Origin of the sequence: Winkia sp. UMB3158 (genome assembly GCF_030217145.1) — a bacterium.
Classification (GTDB): Bacteria; Actinomycetota; Actinomycetes; order Actinomycetales; family Actinomycetaceae; genus Winkia; species Winkia anitrata.
The window spans coordinates 180593-198065 of record NZ_JASONH010000006.1 but is presented as its reverse complement, the minus strand read 5'-3'; the positions used below and the strand labels follow the sequence as shown (position 1 = coordinate 198065).

General features: G+C 54.3%; 12 protein-coding genes. All 12 read left to right on the top strand.

Features of this window, described 5'->3' with window-relative positions; all coding sequences use genetic code 11:
* Nucleotides 1–29: 29 nt before the first annotated feature.
* The 12 genes from QP400_RS08455 to QP400_RS08400 all read left to right on the top strand — a co-directional run bounded on the left by QP400_RS08455 (nucleotide 30) and on the right by QP400_RS08400 (nucleotide 17420).
* A complete protein-coding gene (locus QP400_RS08455; RefSeq protein WP_004807075.1) occupies nucleotides 30–1766 on the top strand; it encodes a serine/threonine protein kinase in 1737 nt (578 codons plus the stop codon).
* The gene (locus tag QP400_RS08450; RefSeq protein WP_004807073.1) at nucleotides 1763–2143 is read left to right on the top strand and encodes a hypothetical protein; all 381 of its coding nucleotides are present in this window, start codon (nucleotides 1763–1765) and stop codon (nucleotides 2141–2143) included. Before QP400_RS08455 ends, QP400_RS08450 begins: the two co-directional genes overlap by 4 nt.
* The gene (locus QP400_RS08445; RefSeq protein ID WP_285462629.1) at nucleotides 2143–6774 is read left to right on the top strand and encodes an Ig-like domain repeat protein; all 4632 of its coding nucleotides are present in this window, start codon (nucleotides 2143–2145) and stop codon (nucleotides 6772–6774) included. Before QP400_RS08450 ends, QP400_RS08445 begins: the two co-directional genes overlap by 1 nt.
* A gap of 9 nt (nucleotides 6775–6783) precedes the next feature.
* Nucleotides 6784–11289, top strand: coding sequence for an FtsK/SpoIIIE domain-containing protein (locus QP400_RS08440; RefSeq protein WP_285462628.1), 4506 nt, complete (start codon nucleotides 6784–6786; stop codon nucleotides 11287–11289).
* Nucleotides 11286–11801, top strand: a complete 516-nt coding sequence (locus tag QP400_RS08435; protein WP_004807067.1) for an FHA domain-containing protein — start codon at nucleotides 11286–11288, stop codon at nucleotides 11799–11801. The genes QP400_RS08440 and QP400_RS08435 overlap by 4 nt, the downstream gene beginning before the upstream one ends.
* A gap of 219 nt (nucleotides 11802–12020) precedes the next feature.
* Nucleotides 12021–12314 carry a WXG100 family type VII secretion target gene (locus tag QP400_RS08430; RefSeq protein ID WP_004807054.1) on the top strand — a complete coding sequence of 98 codons (294 nt, stop codon included), beginning with the start codon at nucleotides 12021–12023 and terminating at the stop codon, nucleotides 12312–12314.
* A gap of 67 nt (nucleotides 12315–12381) precedes the next feature.
* Entirely contained in the window at nucleotides 12382–12714 is a 333-nt protein-coding gene (locus QP400_RS08425; protein WP_004807062.1) for a hypothetical protein, read from the top strand.
* Nucleotides 12711–13334, top strand: a complete 624-nt coding sequence (locus QP400_RS08420) for a hypothetical protein (protein ID WP_004807060.1) — start codon at nucleotides 12711–12713, stop codon at nucleotides 13332–13334. Before QP400_RS08425 ends, QP400_RS08420 begins: the two co-directional genes overlap by 4 nt.
* A gap of 15 nt (nucleotides 13335–13349) precedes the next feature.
* Nucleotides 13350–15083: a putative T7SS-secreted protein gene (locus QP400_RS08415; protein ID WP_004807058.1), complete on the top strand. Its 1734-nt coding sequence runs from the start codon at nucleotides 13350–13352 to the stop codon at nucleotides 15081–15083.
* Between the two features lie 121 nt (nucleotides 15084–15204).
* Entirely contained in the window at nucleotides 15205–16446 is a 1242-nt protein-coding gene (locus tag QP400_RS08410; protein WP_004807056.1) for a hypothetical protein, read from the top strand.
* Between the two features lie 278 nt (nucleotides 16447–16724).
* Nucleotides 16725–17018 carry a WXG100 family type VII secretion target gene (locus QP400_RS08405; RefSeq protein ID WP_004807054.1) on the top strand — a complete coding sequence of 98 codons (294 nt, stop codon included), beginning with the start codon at nucleotides 16725–16727 and terminating at the stop codon, nucleotides 17016–17018.
* A gap of 72 nt (nucleotides 17019–17090) precedes the next feature.
* Nucleotides 17091–17420 carry a hypothetical protein gene (locus QP400_RS08400; RefSeq protein WP_004807052.1) on the top strand — a complete coding sequence of 110 codons (330 nt, stop codon included), beginning with the start codon at nucleotides 17091–17093 and terminating at the stop codon, nucleotides 17418–17420.
* Nucleotides 17421–17473 lie beyond the last annotated feature (53 nt).

The window sequence follows — 17473 nt, the reverse complement described above, 5'->3', positions numbered from 1 at the left end:
AGGTAAATACATACATCTAGGGGAGCACTGTGGTCGCAACGGACACAGTAGTGGGCAAACGCTACAAGATCCTGACCAAGATTGGTTCGGGCGGAATGTCCGAGGTCTACTTGGCCATTGACTCGTCGCTGAATAAGCAGTGGGCAGTAAAGCAGATTAAGAACATGTCGGATGCTACTCGCCGCGACATGGTGGTCAGGTCTCTTACTGTGGAAGCGAATATGATCAAGCAATTTGATCACCCTGCTATCCCGCGCATCGTTGACCTGATCGAAGAATCCGGTTCGCTGTTCGTAGTAATGGATTACGTGGAGGGGCGGACCTTGGCGCAGATCCTGAAGGATGACGGCCCTTTAGAAGAAGACCAGGTTGCTGACATCAGTATTCAGCTCTGCGACGTGTTGGATTACTTGCACAGGCGCAAACCCCCGGTAGTTTACCGCGATATCAAACCGTCGAACATCATGGTCACTCCGGATGGGACGGTAAAACTCATCGACTTTGGTATTGCTAAAGAGGTCGGCTCCCCGGAAAGTAGCGAGGCTTTACTTGGCGACTCCCGGGAACTGGGTACCCCCGGCTTTGGTAGCCCGGAACAGTTCAAGGATGCTAAGAGCGTGGATACGCGTAGCGACATTTATTCGCTCGGCGCCACCATTTTCTACCTGCTCACTGGTAGGCACCCAAAGAACGATGGGCTGGTTCCGCTGCGGCAAGTTGACCCCGACCTAACACTGGGATTCGAGCGAATCGTTGGCAAGGCCACCCAGAAGGACCCGCAACTGCGTTACCAAAATGGCGCAGAAATGGCTTACGCCCTCGCGCATTACAAGGAAGCCGACGACGAATACCAGCGTGGCCTTGCGGGACGATGGTGGAAATTTTTGGGAACCCTTATTGCGGCTGGGGTTTGTTTGGCACTAGCGCTAATTTGTTGGGGGCTTGGGTACTGGGCGAATTCGCGCGATTTCAACGCGCTGATGCAAACGGGCGATCAGATTTCTGAGAAGGATGAAGCACTGCAGTACTACTTGAAGGCGGCTGACGTAAAACCGGCGGATCCCGATCCCTACTATTCACTGATGGACCGCTTTACCGCGGATAATCGTTTTGATGGGGATGAAGAACGCACCTATAACTCTGCCCTAACCGAACATTCGAAGTCCCTGCAAAAAGATCAACAGTCCTGGTCGCAGCTAGCTTTTGATACCGGAAAACTCTACTGGTACTACTACGCTGACCAATCCCTTTTGGGGGATGAGGCTAATGGCCTGAACATGAACGACGAACAGCTGGTTCGGTATGCGCGAATTCGAAACGCTTCAAAGTGGATGCACTATGCGGCAGACGACAAGATGTTCAAAAACAATCGCATTGCTTCCGTGTATGCCGACATCGCAGATTTCAACTCCCAGATTGTGCCGTTGATCAACGAGGGATCAGATGCCGGCCATTACAAGCCCTACTTCGGGTCCTTGCAGCGGCTAGTAGATATCGCTTCAGAAGAAAATAACTCGGTGGTAAAGCTCGAGGTGGCCAACTTTGTACTGGATGCCTTGCAGGTGTACCCGCGCAACTTCAGGGCCGACAAGGTAGCCATGAACGACATGACGTCTCTTGAGAAGAAAGTAGAGACCATGGCCCGTAAGGTAACCCCCACAACTGACCACCTAGAGAAGCAGAAGAAGAAGGCGACGAAGGCATTCGGGCCGACCAAGGCAGCAATCGAGAACGCTTTCGTGGACGTAAAAGGGGAGGCCAAATGAGCTCCGCACAGTGGCAGACCGTAGCTGGCATTTTTCTTGCGTTAGCCATTGTGCTTGCGCTTATAGCCGCCTACCTATACCGCAAACTCGATATTGCGCAGGTGCGCGATTCTAGGAACGGCAAGCGGATGGCCGAGGAGATTAGCAAGCTTCGCAAACAGCGCCGGGGCACCTGGGCGGTAGCAGCCGAAGAAGTAACCAGTCTGCGGCCAAAACCGCAGCAAATCCAGGTTCATTCTGTAGACGAACCAGCCATTGACCCCGATGAAGATAAGACTTCACTGGCCGGGGAAGGCCTGGTCCAGGAAGTAGACGACGAGGGCGTAACCTCGCTTGCCTCTTCCGGCTCCACGGCTGTAGTGGGAAGGGAAGAATAATGTTGTTGACTCGCCGCTTTGTACTGGCAGCTTTAACGTCGTTTCTGCTCGCACTAGGATCACTGGCCGCATTGGGATTTAGTGCGCTCGCGGCAGATGAACCGACGCCTGGAAACATTGCTGAACCTTCCTCGCAGGCGTCTACTACCAAGGAGCCAACTTCCCCTAATTCGCCTAAGCCGACAAATTCTCCTGCGAAGGTGAAACCCATCCTGGGAGTGTCTTTGTACACCAAGGAAGGTAAGGTTATCCGACCATATGAAGGCAAAACGTTGAGGGGCGGGCAAGAGATCTATGTTGGCGCCACTGTAAGAGACGAATACTTCCAGGATTTTGACAAGAAGCGGCAGGATAATCGCGACGTAGTTGAAGTGGGTATGAAAGGCGAGGAGGTGGAAGAGTGGGCTACCCTGTCCTCAATACATTTCCTGAAGAAGTCCGATGATCCCCTTACTTACTGGACACCGGCTACCTCCACAGATCACCTTGCCAGGTTTGTTGTGCCAAATAAAGCGGACGGCACGAAGTTGACCTTTACGGCTAGGCCCGCTGAGGCGATAGTTAACCAAGACGGGTGGGACGAAAAGACGAACAAAACTGTGTCGGCTGTAGTCGATGCCGTTGCTCCTAGTTTTACGGGCATCGTGTATATAGTAGAAGGGAGCGACGAGCCTCTTCGTGAAGACGGACAGGAAATAACTGTCACCGGCCCCCGCCGTATTCGGGTAGCTGCCGAAGATCAGGTGCCTGAAGGAGTAGCTACTGGGCATGCGGATCCGATCAGAGACCCGAAAATAACTGCAAGCTACGCAGGTAGCCCGTTACATGTTGAAAAAAATAAGCAGTTCAACTACGACATTGTGCTGTCCAAGCCGGGCAAGTACGAGCTTCGCCGTCTAAAAATAAGCGCCACCGACAAGGCGGGTAACCGGAACACTAAAACTGCAGCTACGATTCGCGAACGGAATATGAATGATATTCCCTTCCCAAGTTCTATTCAGATTAGATCGAAGGAAAAATCTGACGTCCAGGTAGTAGTGGACAAGAAGATAGTTGCTGGCAAGCGTGCATCCCAAGCTGACGTTCCTACCTATGTTGCCCGCGATTCTAGCGTGTACGTGCGGTCGCAGAAACAGGAGTTTGCGGACAAGATTGAAGAGCTGCGCACCACGCTAGTACAGCATCAGTCGGAGTCCGAGAAGATTAATCTGCTTAGGGTAACGCGCGAAGAGGGCGAGCCGGGCGAGGTAGTTGGTCCGGTAGATGTGTGCCCAGTAGAAAAAGACACCGAACTACCTAAGCTGAACCCAGACGGCTATTACTACTACAAATGCCCCGACAAGATATTTGGATCGGTGAAGTCCCCAGATACCGACATGAAGCAGCGAAACGGTAAATACACCTTCTCGCCCTCAGACGAAGAACCGTTGGGACTTTTCAACCCAGGGTCGGTGATCCTTGACGGGAAAAAACCGCAGGTGAGCTTCAAGAACGGGCCGTCCCAATCCGGCGACAATAAATTCATTCCGAAGATCCCCAAGCTGAAAATCAAGGACAATCCGTACCAGAACCTTTCTGCCATGGTGGTCTCGCAAACGGAGGGGTCAACTCAGTACGCGTTCTATTTACAGGATGAGCTGCCGGAAGGGCAGCTGAAAGACAAGCAGAAGAATGGGGCTGACCGTTTTTCGGACACCCCAAACACCTCGGGTCTGAACAAGGCGACATTGCGGGTAGAACTGCCTGCCCCTAGAGACTTGACGGGAAAGGAGATTGGTCCCGCAAAGACATTGACACCCGACAATCCTGGAGGCGAGCTTGTGGGGCCCGACAGGAACAACTTGGCGGCCTTCCAAATCGATGCAGAGGGTTTGTACAGGATGGATCAGATCAAGGTCCACATCGCTGACAACGCCGGCAACGTGCTAGAGGTGCCCATGGCAAAGATCCTGGGTGACAAGGTCAAGTATGACGTACTGGTGGTAGACCGCCGCGAGACCTCGGTGCAAGGTGCGCAGGTGAGGGTGCAGAAGGCTAAAGGAACGCCTGAATCGTCGAATCCAGAGCTGTATTACCGCGGCGACGTAAACATAAGCTACACCGTTTCTGACCGCTGGTTCCCGTTGTATGTGACGCAAGAGAATCTGCCTGCGGATTTCTTTTCAATTGAGCTGAAAGAGCACCCCAAAGACCCAGCTAATCGATATCAGGTGGTGCCGCAAAAGTTTAGCTTTAACGAATTTGTGCAGGTAGAGGGCGACAGGTGGCAGCTTGACGGGATTAAGCTGCCAAGGGCAAAAGATAACCCGAAGATGCCAAAGGAGGGCGCATACAACCTGAAGTGGGCCTATCGCGGATTCGCTGAAGAGAAGACGGAAGGTAGCGTCGAAAAATCCTTCACCATCGATTACACCGGCCCGAAACTAGGGAAGTTGCAGGTAAGCCCCACCGAGGTGGTACATGCACCATGGATTTTCGCTTCTTCGACTTTCGAAGCAACACTGGGGGAAATTGAGGATACCGTCTCTGGTATTGACGATAAAGCACTCGGATTCAAGTACTACGAATCTAATATGGCTGACTCTGCTAAGCCTGCGCTAGGTTTTTCTAACGTACTTGCAAACCAAGAGCGCAACCCCAAGCCAAAGTTGCAGTACAAAGCCGTGAAAGCGGACATGATTGGTACTGCTACTTTCCGGATGAGTGGTGACAGTCAGAGGTTGCGTTTTGATCAGACCGCTATTGGGCTAACTGACAAGGCAGGCAATCCCGCCGACACTGGTTACCTTGGAGAATTCAAGGATTCTAATTTGCCCACTGACAAGCAAGGCAAGTGTCCGGTGGGAGTTGTTGTAGACAAATCTGCTCCAACAGTAGAGGTTGCCTTTGACAATAACAATGCGCGTAACCAGAAGTATTACAAAGCTGACCGAACAGCCACGGTGACCGTCAAAGAATCTAACTTTGACCTGCTGCGCAAGCTAGACAGGGCGCAGGTGGTAGTTACCAACAGCCGCGACGGCAATACCTTCACCGTGCCTGTAGAGCAGTTCGAAAACCCGTCAGGTGACAAGATGACGTGGGTGTACCGGCACCGCTACGACGCGGATGGTAACTGGAAGCTACGTGCGGAAGTTACTGATCTAGCTGGGCGCAAGTCGAATGCGGTCGAGGACGAATTCGTCCTCGACAAGCTAGAGCCCCAGCTGACAGTCACTTTTGACAATAACCACCCCACCAACGGCATGTACTACAACCACCCGCGTACCGCCACGGTGACGATTGTTGACCGCAACTTCTCGCAGGCCGATTCCCCGGTTGTGGTGCAGGCCCGAGACGATGCGGGGAAGCCAACCGGGGCGCCCTCGGGCAGTTGGGCGAAGACGGGTAAGGACACCTGGAGCATGCGCATTCCGTTTACGGGCGAATCCCACTACGCGCTGCTGGCGAAGTCTACTGACATGGCAGGAAATGCGGCCCGCGAAGTAAAGGAACCCGAATTTGTCATTGACACGACCAAACCCGAGATAAAAATCGGTGGAGTCGAAAACCTTACAGCCTATTCTGGAACGGTACGGCCGACGGTGGTAGCTGACGACACTAACCTGGACCATTCCAGGGTCGAATACAGGCTGAATGGCAACTACCGCGGAGCCGTTACCGACCTGCTAACCAGGACAAAGGAATCGGACAACCACGAAGAGATAATCTATGACGATTTCGATCGCGACCCCAAGATAGATGACATCTACCAGCTAAATGCCAAGGTCACAGACATGGCCGGCAATTCCACGGAGGTAATGAAGACCTTCTCGGTAAACCGTTTCGGCTCTACCTACCTATTTGAGGGAAATACCGGCAACCTGCGCGGCAAATATTTGGACGCGCCACAAAACGTCCAAGTCACAGAGGTGAACGTATCCGGCCTCGAAAATAACCTGACCCAGGTGCAGGTAGCCAAGAACGATCAGCTGCAAACGCTTAGCCCCGAATCGTATTCCCGCATTGGGCAGACCACCAAGGCAGGGTGGAGTGCTACCAAATATACGATTCCCGCAAAGCTGTTCAATAAGGCTGGCTACTACCGCGTGCTCCTCTCTTCCATAGACAAGGCAGGCAACCTGTCGCAGAACACCATGGATAAGAAGAACGAAGCGCACAATGCCACGGCGGAACTGAAGTTTGCCATAGACAAACAGAAACCGCAGGTGCGCACCGGAGCACTTGAATCCAACAAAGTGTACTACGACGAGTCCAAGGACATCGACGTCAATGCGAAAGACAACTTGGCGCTGTCCGCAGCACAGATCGAGGTCGACGGACAGGTAGTGCGCACATGGGACGGCGCCGAGCTGGACAAGAACGTTCCCGCGTACAAGCTGGCAGCGGACGCTCAGCCCCACGACATCACCTTGCGAGTGCAGGATAAGGCAGGCAACGAGTCGGTGGCCTCCTACTCCAACGTGGTAGTTGCAAGGAGCTTCTGGCGTTACCTTCTAGCCAACCCGCTACTACTAGCCGGTGTCCTAGTAGGCGCAGCATTGGTGGGAATCGGACTGATTGCACTGATAGTCGCCCTGGTGTGCCGCCGCCGCAGGCTGGCCTACCGGCACAACCCCTTCGGCGTATAGAGGACAAACATGAAAGGGCTAATCACCGTCCACGACGCGCATGCTGACGCACGCTACACCGTGTACTTGGATTGCGCAGACAACACCCCAATACAGGAGGTGTTTCCCGCCCTCGGAAAGATCAGCGTGGCCGAACCTGCAAAAAGCGGGGTGGCGGTAGACGGGCGCGCGGTTGGGCCCGAGCAAACCCTTGCCGAAGTGGGACTGCGGGAAGGGTCATGGATCTCGCTGTACCCGCAGGGTGAGCGGGCGCTCATGCCCTACGCCAGCACTGACCAAAAGGACGGCACGGTGCAACTGCGGTTCCTCAGTGGAGCTCGCACGGGTGAAGTGTTTGACGTTAGCAGCGGAACACTGTCCATCTCCTCCTTCCTTGACCCCGACGAGGCCTCCCTGGACTCAGAGTTCATGCTGAATATCGGGGCAGACGGGGCCGTGTCTGTATTCCCTAACGTCAAAGCCAAGCGCATAGCTACCAAAAAGAAGCGCTTCGGGCGGAAGAAAAAAGAGGTCGAACTGTCCTCTGGGGTACGAGTCGACGGTAAGGAAATCACCGAACCCACCGAAGTGAACCCCGGGCAGGAAATATCGATCCCCGACTGCATCGTGACAGTCACAACCACCCGCGGCGAACCAGTCCCCATAGATACGACCTCGAAACCCGGAAAGTGGCTCTATTCCAGGCCTCCAAAGATTCGCCAAAAGATCGAAGACAAGAAGTATTCTCTTCCAAATAAGCCGGTTGAACCCGACAAGTCTTCGCTGCCCTGGCTGACAGCCGCGCTACCCCTAATCCTGTGCCTTGGGCTGGCCTACTTCATGCACAACTACATCTTCTTGGCGTTCGGCTTGATGAGCCCCCTGATGATAGTTGGTTCTTACTTCACCGGGAACTCGCAAAGACGCAAATCTTTCAAACGGCAGATGGAAAAATACCGCGAATCCAAAGCCAAAACCCAGAAGGAGGCGCGCGACGCGGTGGCTCGCGAAGAAGCGCACTCGCGGGTGGAATTCCCCGACGCTTCTCAGGTGTTAGACATTTGCACCAGACATACCTCCCACCTATGGAATCGCAGGCCAGCGGATGATTCATGGCTGCGATTGCGCGTGGGCACCGGAGTGGTGAATTCGCACATTACGCTCACTGACCCGTCGAAGTTAGATTTTGAGCGCGTCAAACAGTGGGAGCTGGAGCGCTTCCCCGTGTCCGTATCCTTGACCGAATCGGGCTGTGTCGGCTTCACCGGACAGACCGCTATTATCTTTCCGGTCCTTAAATGGGCGGTGGCGCAGCTGGCTGCCCTGCATTCCACTAGGGACCTGGGCTTGTACCTGCTTGCACCCAGGGCAAACGAGAAGGTGGAAGCTGCGGGCACGCCCTCGATAAATTGGCATTTTGCGCAGTGGATTCCCCATTTCATTCCCCAGCTTGGGCAGGGGGCTGTGCGCACGATTGGTATTACCGCCGAGCAGGTGGCCCACCGCATTTCCGAACTGGTGTCGATCTTGGATGCGCGCGCTGAGGAAAAGCGCAATCGGTCAATGAATACTTGGGCGGGTTCGCACATCGTGGTCATCATGGAGCACGCGCACCTGCTCCGCCAGATGCCGGGTACCATTCGGCTGCTCAAGGAGGGGCCGACGGTAGGCATGTTCATGCTGTGCGTGGATGCCGACGAACGGCTGCTCCCCGAAGAATGTGAAACTGTGGTCACTGCCGAGGGCGGCGTCCTGACTGTGGCGTCAAACCTGGGCAAGGATATTACCGACGTCATGCCAGACTTGGTTTCAGACAGGTGGTTGGATTCGGTGGCGTTAGCTCTAGCTCCCATCGAGGATGGCAGCCCAGATGCGGCCCAGCTTGCGATCCCTGATCAATCCAGACTGCTGAATCTTCTGGAGCTAACGCCTACCGCAAACGAGATCGAGGGCAGGTGGGCGTCGAGTCCTAGATCTACAGCATGTGTGATCGGCGAGTCCGTGGACGGCGCCTTCGGGTTAGATATTTCAAAAGATGGCCCTCACGGCCTGATTGCGGGCACCACCGGTTCTGGTAAGTTGGAATTGCTGCAGTCCCTGGTAGCGTCCCTGGCGGTGGCTAACACCCCGAATGCGCTGAACTTCGTCTTGGTTGACTACAAGGGTGGTGCGGCCTTCAAAGACTGTGTTCATTTGCCGCACACGGTGGGCATGGTTACCGACTTGGATAATCACCTGGTTGTGCGCGCGCTGACTTCCCTTAGCGCCGAATTAACCTACCGCGAGCACATGTTGGCACAAGTAGGTGCCAAGGACTTGGAAGACTACATCGACCTGCGGGCTACGAAGCCCGAAGCCGTCGAGATTCCCCGCCTGCTGATCGTTATCGACGAGTTTGCCTCGCTGGCTCGCGAGCTGCCAGACTTCGTTACCGGCCTTGTGAATATAGCTCAGAGGGGCCGTTCGCTGGGCATTCACCTGCTGTTGGCCACCCAGAGGCCGGGCGGTGTGGTGTCCCCAGAAATTAGGGCGAACACTAACTTGCGCATTGCCCTTCGCATGACTGATGCCGAGGAAAGCCAGGACGTAATCGATGCCAAAGATGCCGCTCTTATTTCGAAGAACACTCCGGGACGTGCGGTAGTAAGGCTCGGTTCGTCCTCGTTGATTCCGTTCCAGTCCGCGCGTGTTGGAGGGCGGTATATCAAGGCCGAGGACTTGGTAGATCACTCTGCCAAGGAGCCGTTCATGCGGTCGGTTCCGTTTGTGAAGTTGGGGGCCGCCCCGCCGCGTCGCCCCGAGGCGAAGAAAACGCGCGGAGACGTAGCTGTTACGGATTTGAAGATGCTGGTGGATGCGATCGTGCAGGTGAACGAGCGGTTGCATTTTCCACCGCAGCGCGAGCCGTGGCTGCCGGCCTTGCAGGACAACATTGCGCTGGCCAGTTTGCCGCGGGTCGGTGGACAGGGGATCCGCATTCCGTTTGCATTGGGCGATTACCCTCAGGCGCAGAAGCAGCACGCTGTGTCCATCGATGCGGCCTCGTTTGGCAACCTGTACATAGTGGGCACCTCCCGCACCGGCAAGTCCACTGCGCTGCGCACTATCGCCTTTTCTGCCGCTTCCTTGTACTCCCCTGCGCAATGCCACTTTTACTGTATTGATGCGGGAAATGGTGCACTGGGGCCGCTGAAGGCTATGCCGCACGTGGGAGCCGTAGCTAACCGTGGGGAAACGCAGAAGATAGATCGGCTCTTGCGCAAGCTGGAGGCGGAGCAGGGGAAGCGTTCCGCCATGCTTTCTAGGGATGGCTATTCCAATATTGACGAATACAACCAGAATTTAGCCGAGGGCGAGGCCGCGATCCCGCACGTGTTTGTGCTGTTGGATTCTTGGGAAGGCTTTCATTCGACGTACGAAACTTACGACACGGGCACCATGTTGACGCGCATTCAATCCTTGATGCGGGAAGCCCCGTCAGTGGGTATTCACTTTATTGTGTCGGGTGACAGGGCGCTGCTGAGCGGCCGCATGTCTACGTTGGCCGAAACGAAGATTCTGCTGAAACTGGTGGAGCCTTCTGACTACACCTTGATCGGCATGAAGGTGCGCGAAGTTCCCGAGAACATGACTGAAGGGCGGGGGTTCCGCTCTGAGGATTTGGCAGAGTTGCAGATTGCCACCATTGGCAAGGAGCTCAGCGGTCGCGAGGAGTCGGAGCGGATTCGTGCTTTGGGCACCAAGCTCCGCGAGAAGTATCTGGATTTGCCCAAGTCTCTTCGGCCTTTTGCGGTAGAGGAGCTGCCTACAGATATTTCTGTCGAACGTGTCTGGGAACGCGAAGAGGTCGAAGGGCTGCCTGAACCTGCTGACCTCAATTGGCCTCGACTGAGCTTGGGCGTCGGCGGAGACGACAACTCGCTCATCTCTTACGACCCGGTGGCTGTCCCCATGCTGCCTATCTACGGGTCTATTCAGGCTGGCAAGACGACCGCGCTCGCTACGGCAATCAACTCTGGGCTGCGGGCGGGATACCGAGTGGTGATTGTGGCTCCCAAGAGGAATATGCTGCATCGTTTTGCGGACCGGCCCGGGGTGGAACGGCTGATTACCCTGCCCACCGACTTTACTCGCGAGGCTTTGGAACCGTACATCCTCGGCGCTGACGGCAGCCCCCAGCGCACGCTTATTGCGGTAGACGACGCCCAGTTGTTGAAGGAGGCCCCGGCTGGTGACTGGCTGCGCGACAGTATTGGTCGCTTGGATGATTCTAGAGCCAGTTTTGTGGTTGCTGGTGACACTGAACAGTTCCCGATGGGCTTTAACACCTGGGGCGTACGCGTGCGGGGGTTGAAGATGGGCATCCTGCTGCGCCCGGACGACGTATTGAACCAGGATCTTATTGGAATTCGCTTGAAGAGGGCGCAGCTAAACAGTGAAGGCCCTGCGGGACGCGGTTTTGTGCACATTGGGCGTCTGAATGAGGCCATGCAGGTGGCGTCTAGTGGCGCGACCACTAAGGGGAAGCGTTCATGAAGTGGTTCGGTTGGTTTAGGAAGAAGAAGTCTGAGGGGATAAAACCGGTGGCTAGGCCTGCTAGGGTGTTCGCCGAGATTCCTAGATTGCCGACCCCGGTCGAGAATCGGGTAACTAAGGCTTGGGAGGTAAAAAGTCAGACCGCTTCCGCCAAGGCGCCAAAGCCGGCTGAGACGCACAAATTTGTGCTCGAGTTTTCTGATGGACAGGTGGTGCCCTTTACTAGTCGGGGGGCCTGTGGTCGAGGAAAGACGGGTACTGCCGATTATGACCAGTATGTGCGCGTGGAGGATCCGCAGGTTTCGCGGGTGCATTTCATATTCGGGTTGGATGGCGACGGCTTCCCATGGATAGAGGACGCCGGTAGCGCTAATGGTACGGATGTTGTTTACGCCAGCGGGAGGCGGCAGGACCGGTGCAAAGGCGTCGTAGGATTGGACGTCCGCGACCAGATCATGTTTGGGAATATGTCGGCAGTGGTAAATAGGGTTATTGATAATTCTGCCCGATGAGTGTGCGCGGCATTAATGTCATTTATGCGGGCATGAATACCGCCTATATTCGACCGGATATAGAAAACAACGTTAACGGTTGGTGAACTGGGGGTTGTTTTTAGGTGTATTCGTTGTTTGGGTCTGTTGTGGGGTTTTTGGGGTGGTTAGGGTTGGTTTTGGGTCGGTGATCTTGCCGGCTGTTTTGGGAAACCGACTATTTTGATTTGGAGTATTTCCATGGCGAACATGAATGTTACTTATGCTGAGCTGCAGCAGGTTGCTTCTCAGTTGCAGTCTGGTCAGGGTGAGCTTGAGGGTATTTTGGGTAAGTTGCAGTCTTTGGTGGAGCAGCTGGTTTCGGCTGGTTTTCAGACTGATCAGGCTTCTGGTGCTTTCCAGGCTTCTTACAGCGAGTTCACTCAGGGTGCTAAGTCTGCGGTGCAGGGTCTTACTGGTATGTCGCAGTTCCTGAACAAGGCGCAGCAGTCGATGTCTGAGCTGGATTCCTCGCTGGCATCCGGTCTGAACTAACTAATCGCGCATTGGGTCCTGCCCTCCGGGTGAGCGGGCAGGGCCCAACAAAAGTGCCGGAGGGGCAATGTCAGACCTAAAAGTTGACCAGGCAGAGCTGGACGAATTGCAAAATACTTTTTCTAATATTAGGCAAGTATTGAGCCTTGGGGATAATGAAGACATGGAGCCTACAAAGCATAATGTGGGCCATCCAGATATTATCCGTGAGCTTACTGATTTTAATGCCGAAGTACAAAAGACTCGGAATAAGTATCAGGAAAAAGTACAAAATTATTCGCAGTATCTGGAGAATGTCTCTAAGGGCACTACCGAGGCAGACAATCAAATGGCTCAAGCCGCTCGGAGTGGCTCCCAAGCGCAGGGCGCTACAGCAAATACAGGTGGTGGGAGCCGATGAGCACTGCCGAGGACGAACTAACTATTTCTTTCATCCCGCCCGCTGGGTGGGAACGAATTGACGTTGATCCTGACCGGCGTGACGCGCAGCTATTCAAGGTACTGAATCCCATGCGCAACACGGTTGCTAACTGGCACGAAGTCTATCCGAAGGTTCGGCAAGGTCTTTCTAATGCTTACGAGCAGGCCTGGAATTCTGGGGTCAGGCTAGCGTATACAACCAATCCGGATCCGCAGGGCGTAGACAATTTGATGGCTACGTTCATGGTTTCGATCATGCCGCCGGCTTCCGCGTTTGGTGAGATAGATGAAGAGCTAGAGGTCATTTCCGAGACTCTTCTAGAAGAGCAGGAAGCCCTGGCGGACGACGAAGTTATGGATCTAATACCTGTCGATGTGCCGGAACTAGGGCGTGGCATTCAAGCGGCTGCGGTTGCCTCTGCGCGGTCTTTGACGGGTGACGGGCCAGCGGATACGAAGCTCGTGCATTTTCGTACTTTTATCCCAACTGCGGGGCAAGTTTTGGTCACGACCGGGATTAGCCCGCAAATAGACGTTGCCGAGACACTGTTCGAGCTGTTCGCATTGATCACCAGCTCTGTGCGTGTCACGGGTAAATAGGACTTGGAGAATCCGATGGAGCGAAATTGGCATCTTGTTGGGGAGTCATCTAATCCGATTCCCGGAGATAGCAGTGAAATTGCTGTGCTCAGCCAGAGGTACCAGCGTTTAGGCGACATTTTCGAACACGCTTCGGCGTTACTCGGTGGTAGTCCTACCGGCGCCCAGCAGGGGCAGTGGGCTAACAAGATCCAAGAAAAGTCCGAGAAGCTTCCTGGGGACTTCCGCCAGTTCGCTGGCGGATTCCACAAGGTGGCACAGGCACTGAGGTCGTGGGAGAGATACATTGATCCCTTGCGCTTCAGGGCGGAGCATGCACTAAACGAGGCAGAGCAGGCACACACGGATAGTCGCTGCATTGGCGGAGCGATTAGCCAGATCATGGGGCTGGCTGAGCGCGCCCATGAAGGCTCATCTAGTGCGAGCTCCCAATTGGAAAGCTATAAACGCCAGCTTGGAAATGCGTCTAGTCGCCTGTCTGAGGCAAAAGCGCAGGTACAGATGGTCAAAGAAGAGTACAACTCAGCCGCGGCGCAAGTGGTCAGCCAGATCAGGGCAGCAAATGAGGAAACTCCCAAGCTCAAGGGGATCGAAAAGTTGCTGTACTCGGATTTTTGGCGGGGACTCATGGAGGTCCTAAAGGCGGTGTCCGTTGTACTTGGCGTTGTGGCGATGTTTATGGGCGGAGGCTGGGTGGCCGTTGCGAGTGCCGTAGTATCAGGCCTGCAGGCTATAGACCAAGTGATGCGTATGGGTGTCAACGGGCAGCTAACCATTGATAATTTGCTCAAGATCGGCGCCTCCCTCTTGCCGGCATTACAAGCTGCAGGCGGGGTGTTGGGGCAAGCCTTCCAGGCGGTTGTGAGCGGTGGCAATTGGGTAGCGTCCTTCGCTCCTCAGCTCACAGGTGTATCGCAGATGTTTATGGGCGCCATAAAACCCGCCTTAGATAGTGGTTCAGTCAAGAACGTCCTTGGCGCGATAGGGAATTCGGTAAATAAGCTCTTTACTACCGGCCAGTGGGATAATCCACTGACACACATTAGTCCCGCCGATGCGCAAAATGCGATCGGTGCAGTAACGCAGTCAGCCCGCAACTTGGTTGAAGGACCTGATTCGTTCTTGCAGTCGCCTGACGGGTTGAGGTCAGTGATACCGAAGTTGCAGGAGGCTGGTAACCAGGTCGGTGCAATAATTAACGGTCACCCTGCAACGACGGGCGGCATGGGAAATGCCGAAGCCGCGGCGGCGCCAGCAACAACTGGTAGTGCGGGAACTGCCGGAGCCGGAGCCGCGGCGGCGCCAGCAACAAATGCGTATTCCGGAGTAGGCGCCGCGACACAACCCGCTAATGCTACAACTGCGCAGCCACTGGTCTCGGCTCATGCGGGAGCAGCTGGGGCGAGCGAGTCGTCCGGCGGTGCGAACCTGATGAGCGGTGGTACTGACGGGTACACCAGCTCCGGTTACATGTCTGAACCGAGCAGTTTTGGCTCCGCAAGTGGTGGTTTCAGCTCTTCAGGGCATATCGGTGGAGCAGAGGCCTCGGCTTCGACGGGAGCGGCCGCCACGTCCTCGGGCGGGGGAAGCCTATTTAGCCCAACCATGCAGGGAGGAATTCCTTCCTGGGAAAGCGGGCCTGCAGCGCAACCGCTTTCGGGTGGGGTCTTCTCATTGCTTTCTCTCTCCGACAAACTACTTGGTCCATGGGGGTTACTTAGCAGTGTGCTAAGCGCGTTAGTTAAGTGATTACAACAGGTCTACAGGGTCTTTACTCCCGCACTGCTCGTGCGGGAGTAAAGCTGCGTAATGAGACGCAAGGAAATTCGCTATTGTATGTAATGTGCAATGTTGTTGAAGGGACACTGCAGTGGTAAAGATCTTCACCGGGGATGAAAAATTCATCGCAGACGTGCAGGAGCTAATAAAGCTAGTGGAGCAATCTCCGTCAATTGGTGAACATGCCGGAGATGAGCTGATTAGTGCTGGGTTTGATCTGTTTGGCCAAAATAGCTACGGGTACATGTTTGTAGAGTGCGCCCAGGGCAATCAGCAGACCATAAATGGCGTACCTGGCATTATGAGCGTCGCCATTGCTAGAACTAAAGAGTCCGGTATTGCAGGGTGGGTGTTCACCTTGCTGTGGGATGCGTGCGGGCGGTTGCAACAGCTCGGGGACGAAGAATCGGATGCGGTTACGGAGCTCATTGACCACGTGGATAATACGTGCCGCATGGGGGCTCACCTGCTATTGAGGTACAGCCAGGACGATGACCAGCTGTGGTTCCCAGCTATGCAGTTACTGTCCGGGGAATATTTGGAATTCCTGGACATGATGTTGCCGAATATGGGGGTTACCTTCGATCAGCAGACGGTGGATAAGCTCACCAAGATCGCAGACGAGCGTCGTTTTGAGCGGATTGCCAAGAACAGCGGTCTGGCTAATGGGGAGCGGGTGTCCACAGATGATGCCCCGGAGCAGCCTGCTAATTCGAGCGAGTCTCTCAAACAAAACTGGGATGCGCTGCAGTCGGGAGAAAACGAGATTTCCATTCCCGAGGACGTGCCAATGCACCGGGAAACTGTCCAATATGCTTTCACGCTTGCCCAGGTGATTCGTGCATACCAGTTTCGGGCGAAGCAAAAGTTTGGCGTTTCAGACGAGGAAACAGGCATTATTCCCGCCCCGGTGTTCCCGTGGGATGGGAAGGACTTTGTGCATGCGAAGGCTGTCGGGGTGGCTGGGAGCAGAACTAACGTGCCGATGGTGGAAGCCAGCCTAGAAGAGGGCGGAAACGAAGCTGATTTCGGCACTGGTATTCAGAACCTGCTCACCATGCAGAAGGTGGCGATGGGGGGAGGAATTCTTTCCATTCCTCATTTGACCATGCAGAATTTTGAGCGAACTGGCACCGAGAATATGCAGAGTTGGGAGCCGGAAGAGAGGTTCGAGTGGTATAAGACCTACCAGAAGCTCGCTGCAGACATGGCACTTCTAGTTCTGACTAATCTATTGGATAAACAATTTGCTTGCGATCTAGCCAGGGCCCTGATTACGGGTAGTAATAAGGAATATGCCCAATTGGTCCTGCCTCTATATGAGACGGCGTGATCTACGACGGAGTCATTGTTTTCTAAAGTTTTCCGAACCCTGGTCGTTGCGGAAAACTATTTACTATTTCTATCTAAGTAGCGGCCTAAACTGGCTTTTCTGAAATGCAAAACGCACTATCACCTCACAGGTTAACGGTTGGTGAACTGGGGGTTGTTTTTAAGTGTATTCGTTGTTTGGGTCTGTTGTGGGGTTTTTGGGGTGGTTAGGGTTGGTTATGGGTCGGTGATCTTGCCGGCTGTTTTGGGAAACCGACTATTTTGATTTGGAGTATTTCCATGGCGAACATGAATGTTACTTATGCTGAGCTGCAGCAGGTTGCTTCTCAGTTGCAGTCTGGTCAGGGTGAGCTTGAGGGTATTTTGGGTAAGTTGCAGTCTTTGGTGGAGCAGCTGGTTTCGGCTGGTTTTCAGACTGATCAGGCTTCTGGTGCTTTCCAGGCTTCTTACAGCGAGTTCACTCAGGGTGCTAAGTCTGCGGTGCAGGGTCTTACTGGTATGTCGCAGTTCCTGAACAAGGCGCAGCAGTCGATGTCTGAGCTGGATTCCTCGCTGGCATCCGGTCTGAACTAATAGTTGGCTTGGGTTGGATTCTGAGCAACTAAGATCTCGGAACTCAACCTTTCGTGAAGGTAGGGGTGAGCCGTGGCCGATCTTAAAGTGAATCAGAATGACCTGGAAGAGCTCAAGAGCAATTTTGACAACATACGAAATACCCTGAGTCTGCAGAGTGACGGCAGTATTTCTCCGTCCATCGAAAATGTAGGGCATCGGAAAGTCGTTACTGCGCTAAGAGGCTTCAATCGTCAAGTACAAAGTACTAGAAATAAGTATCAGAAAAAAGTAGAGCGGTTTTCTGGTTTTATTGATCAAGTTATCGAGAGTACTGACCACGCGGATTCAGATATGGCGCAAACTATTCAGGAGGCAACTCCGACAATATCAACCTCCGCAGGTGGGTATAGTTCCTTCTGACGGTTATTTCTTAGTATTTAATACACGCTTTGTTATGCGAAATGTTAGGCATT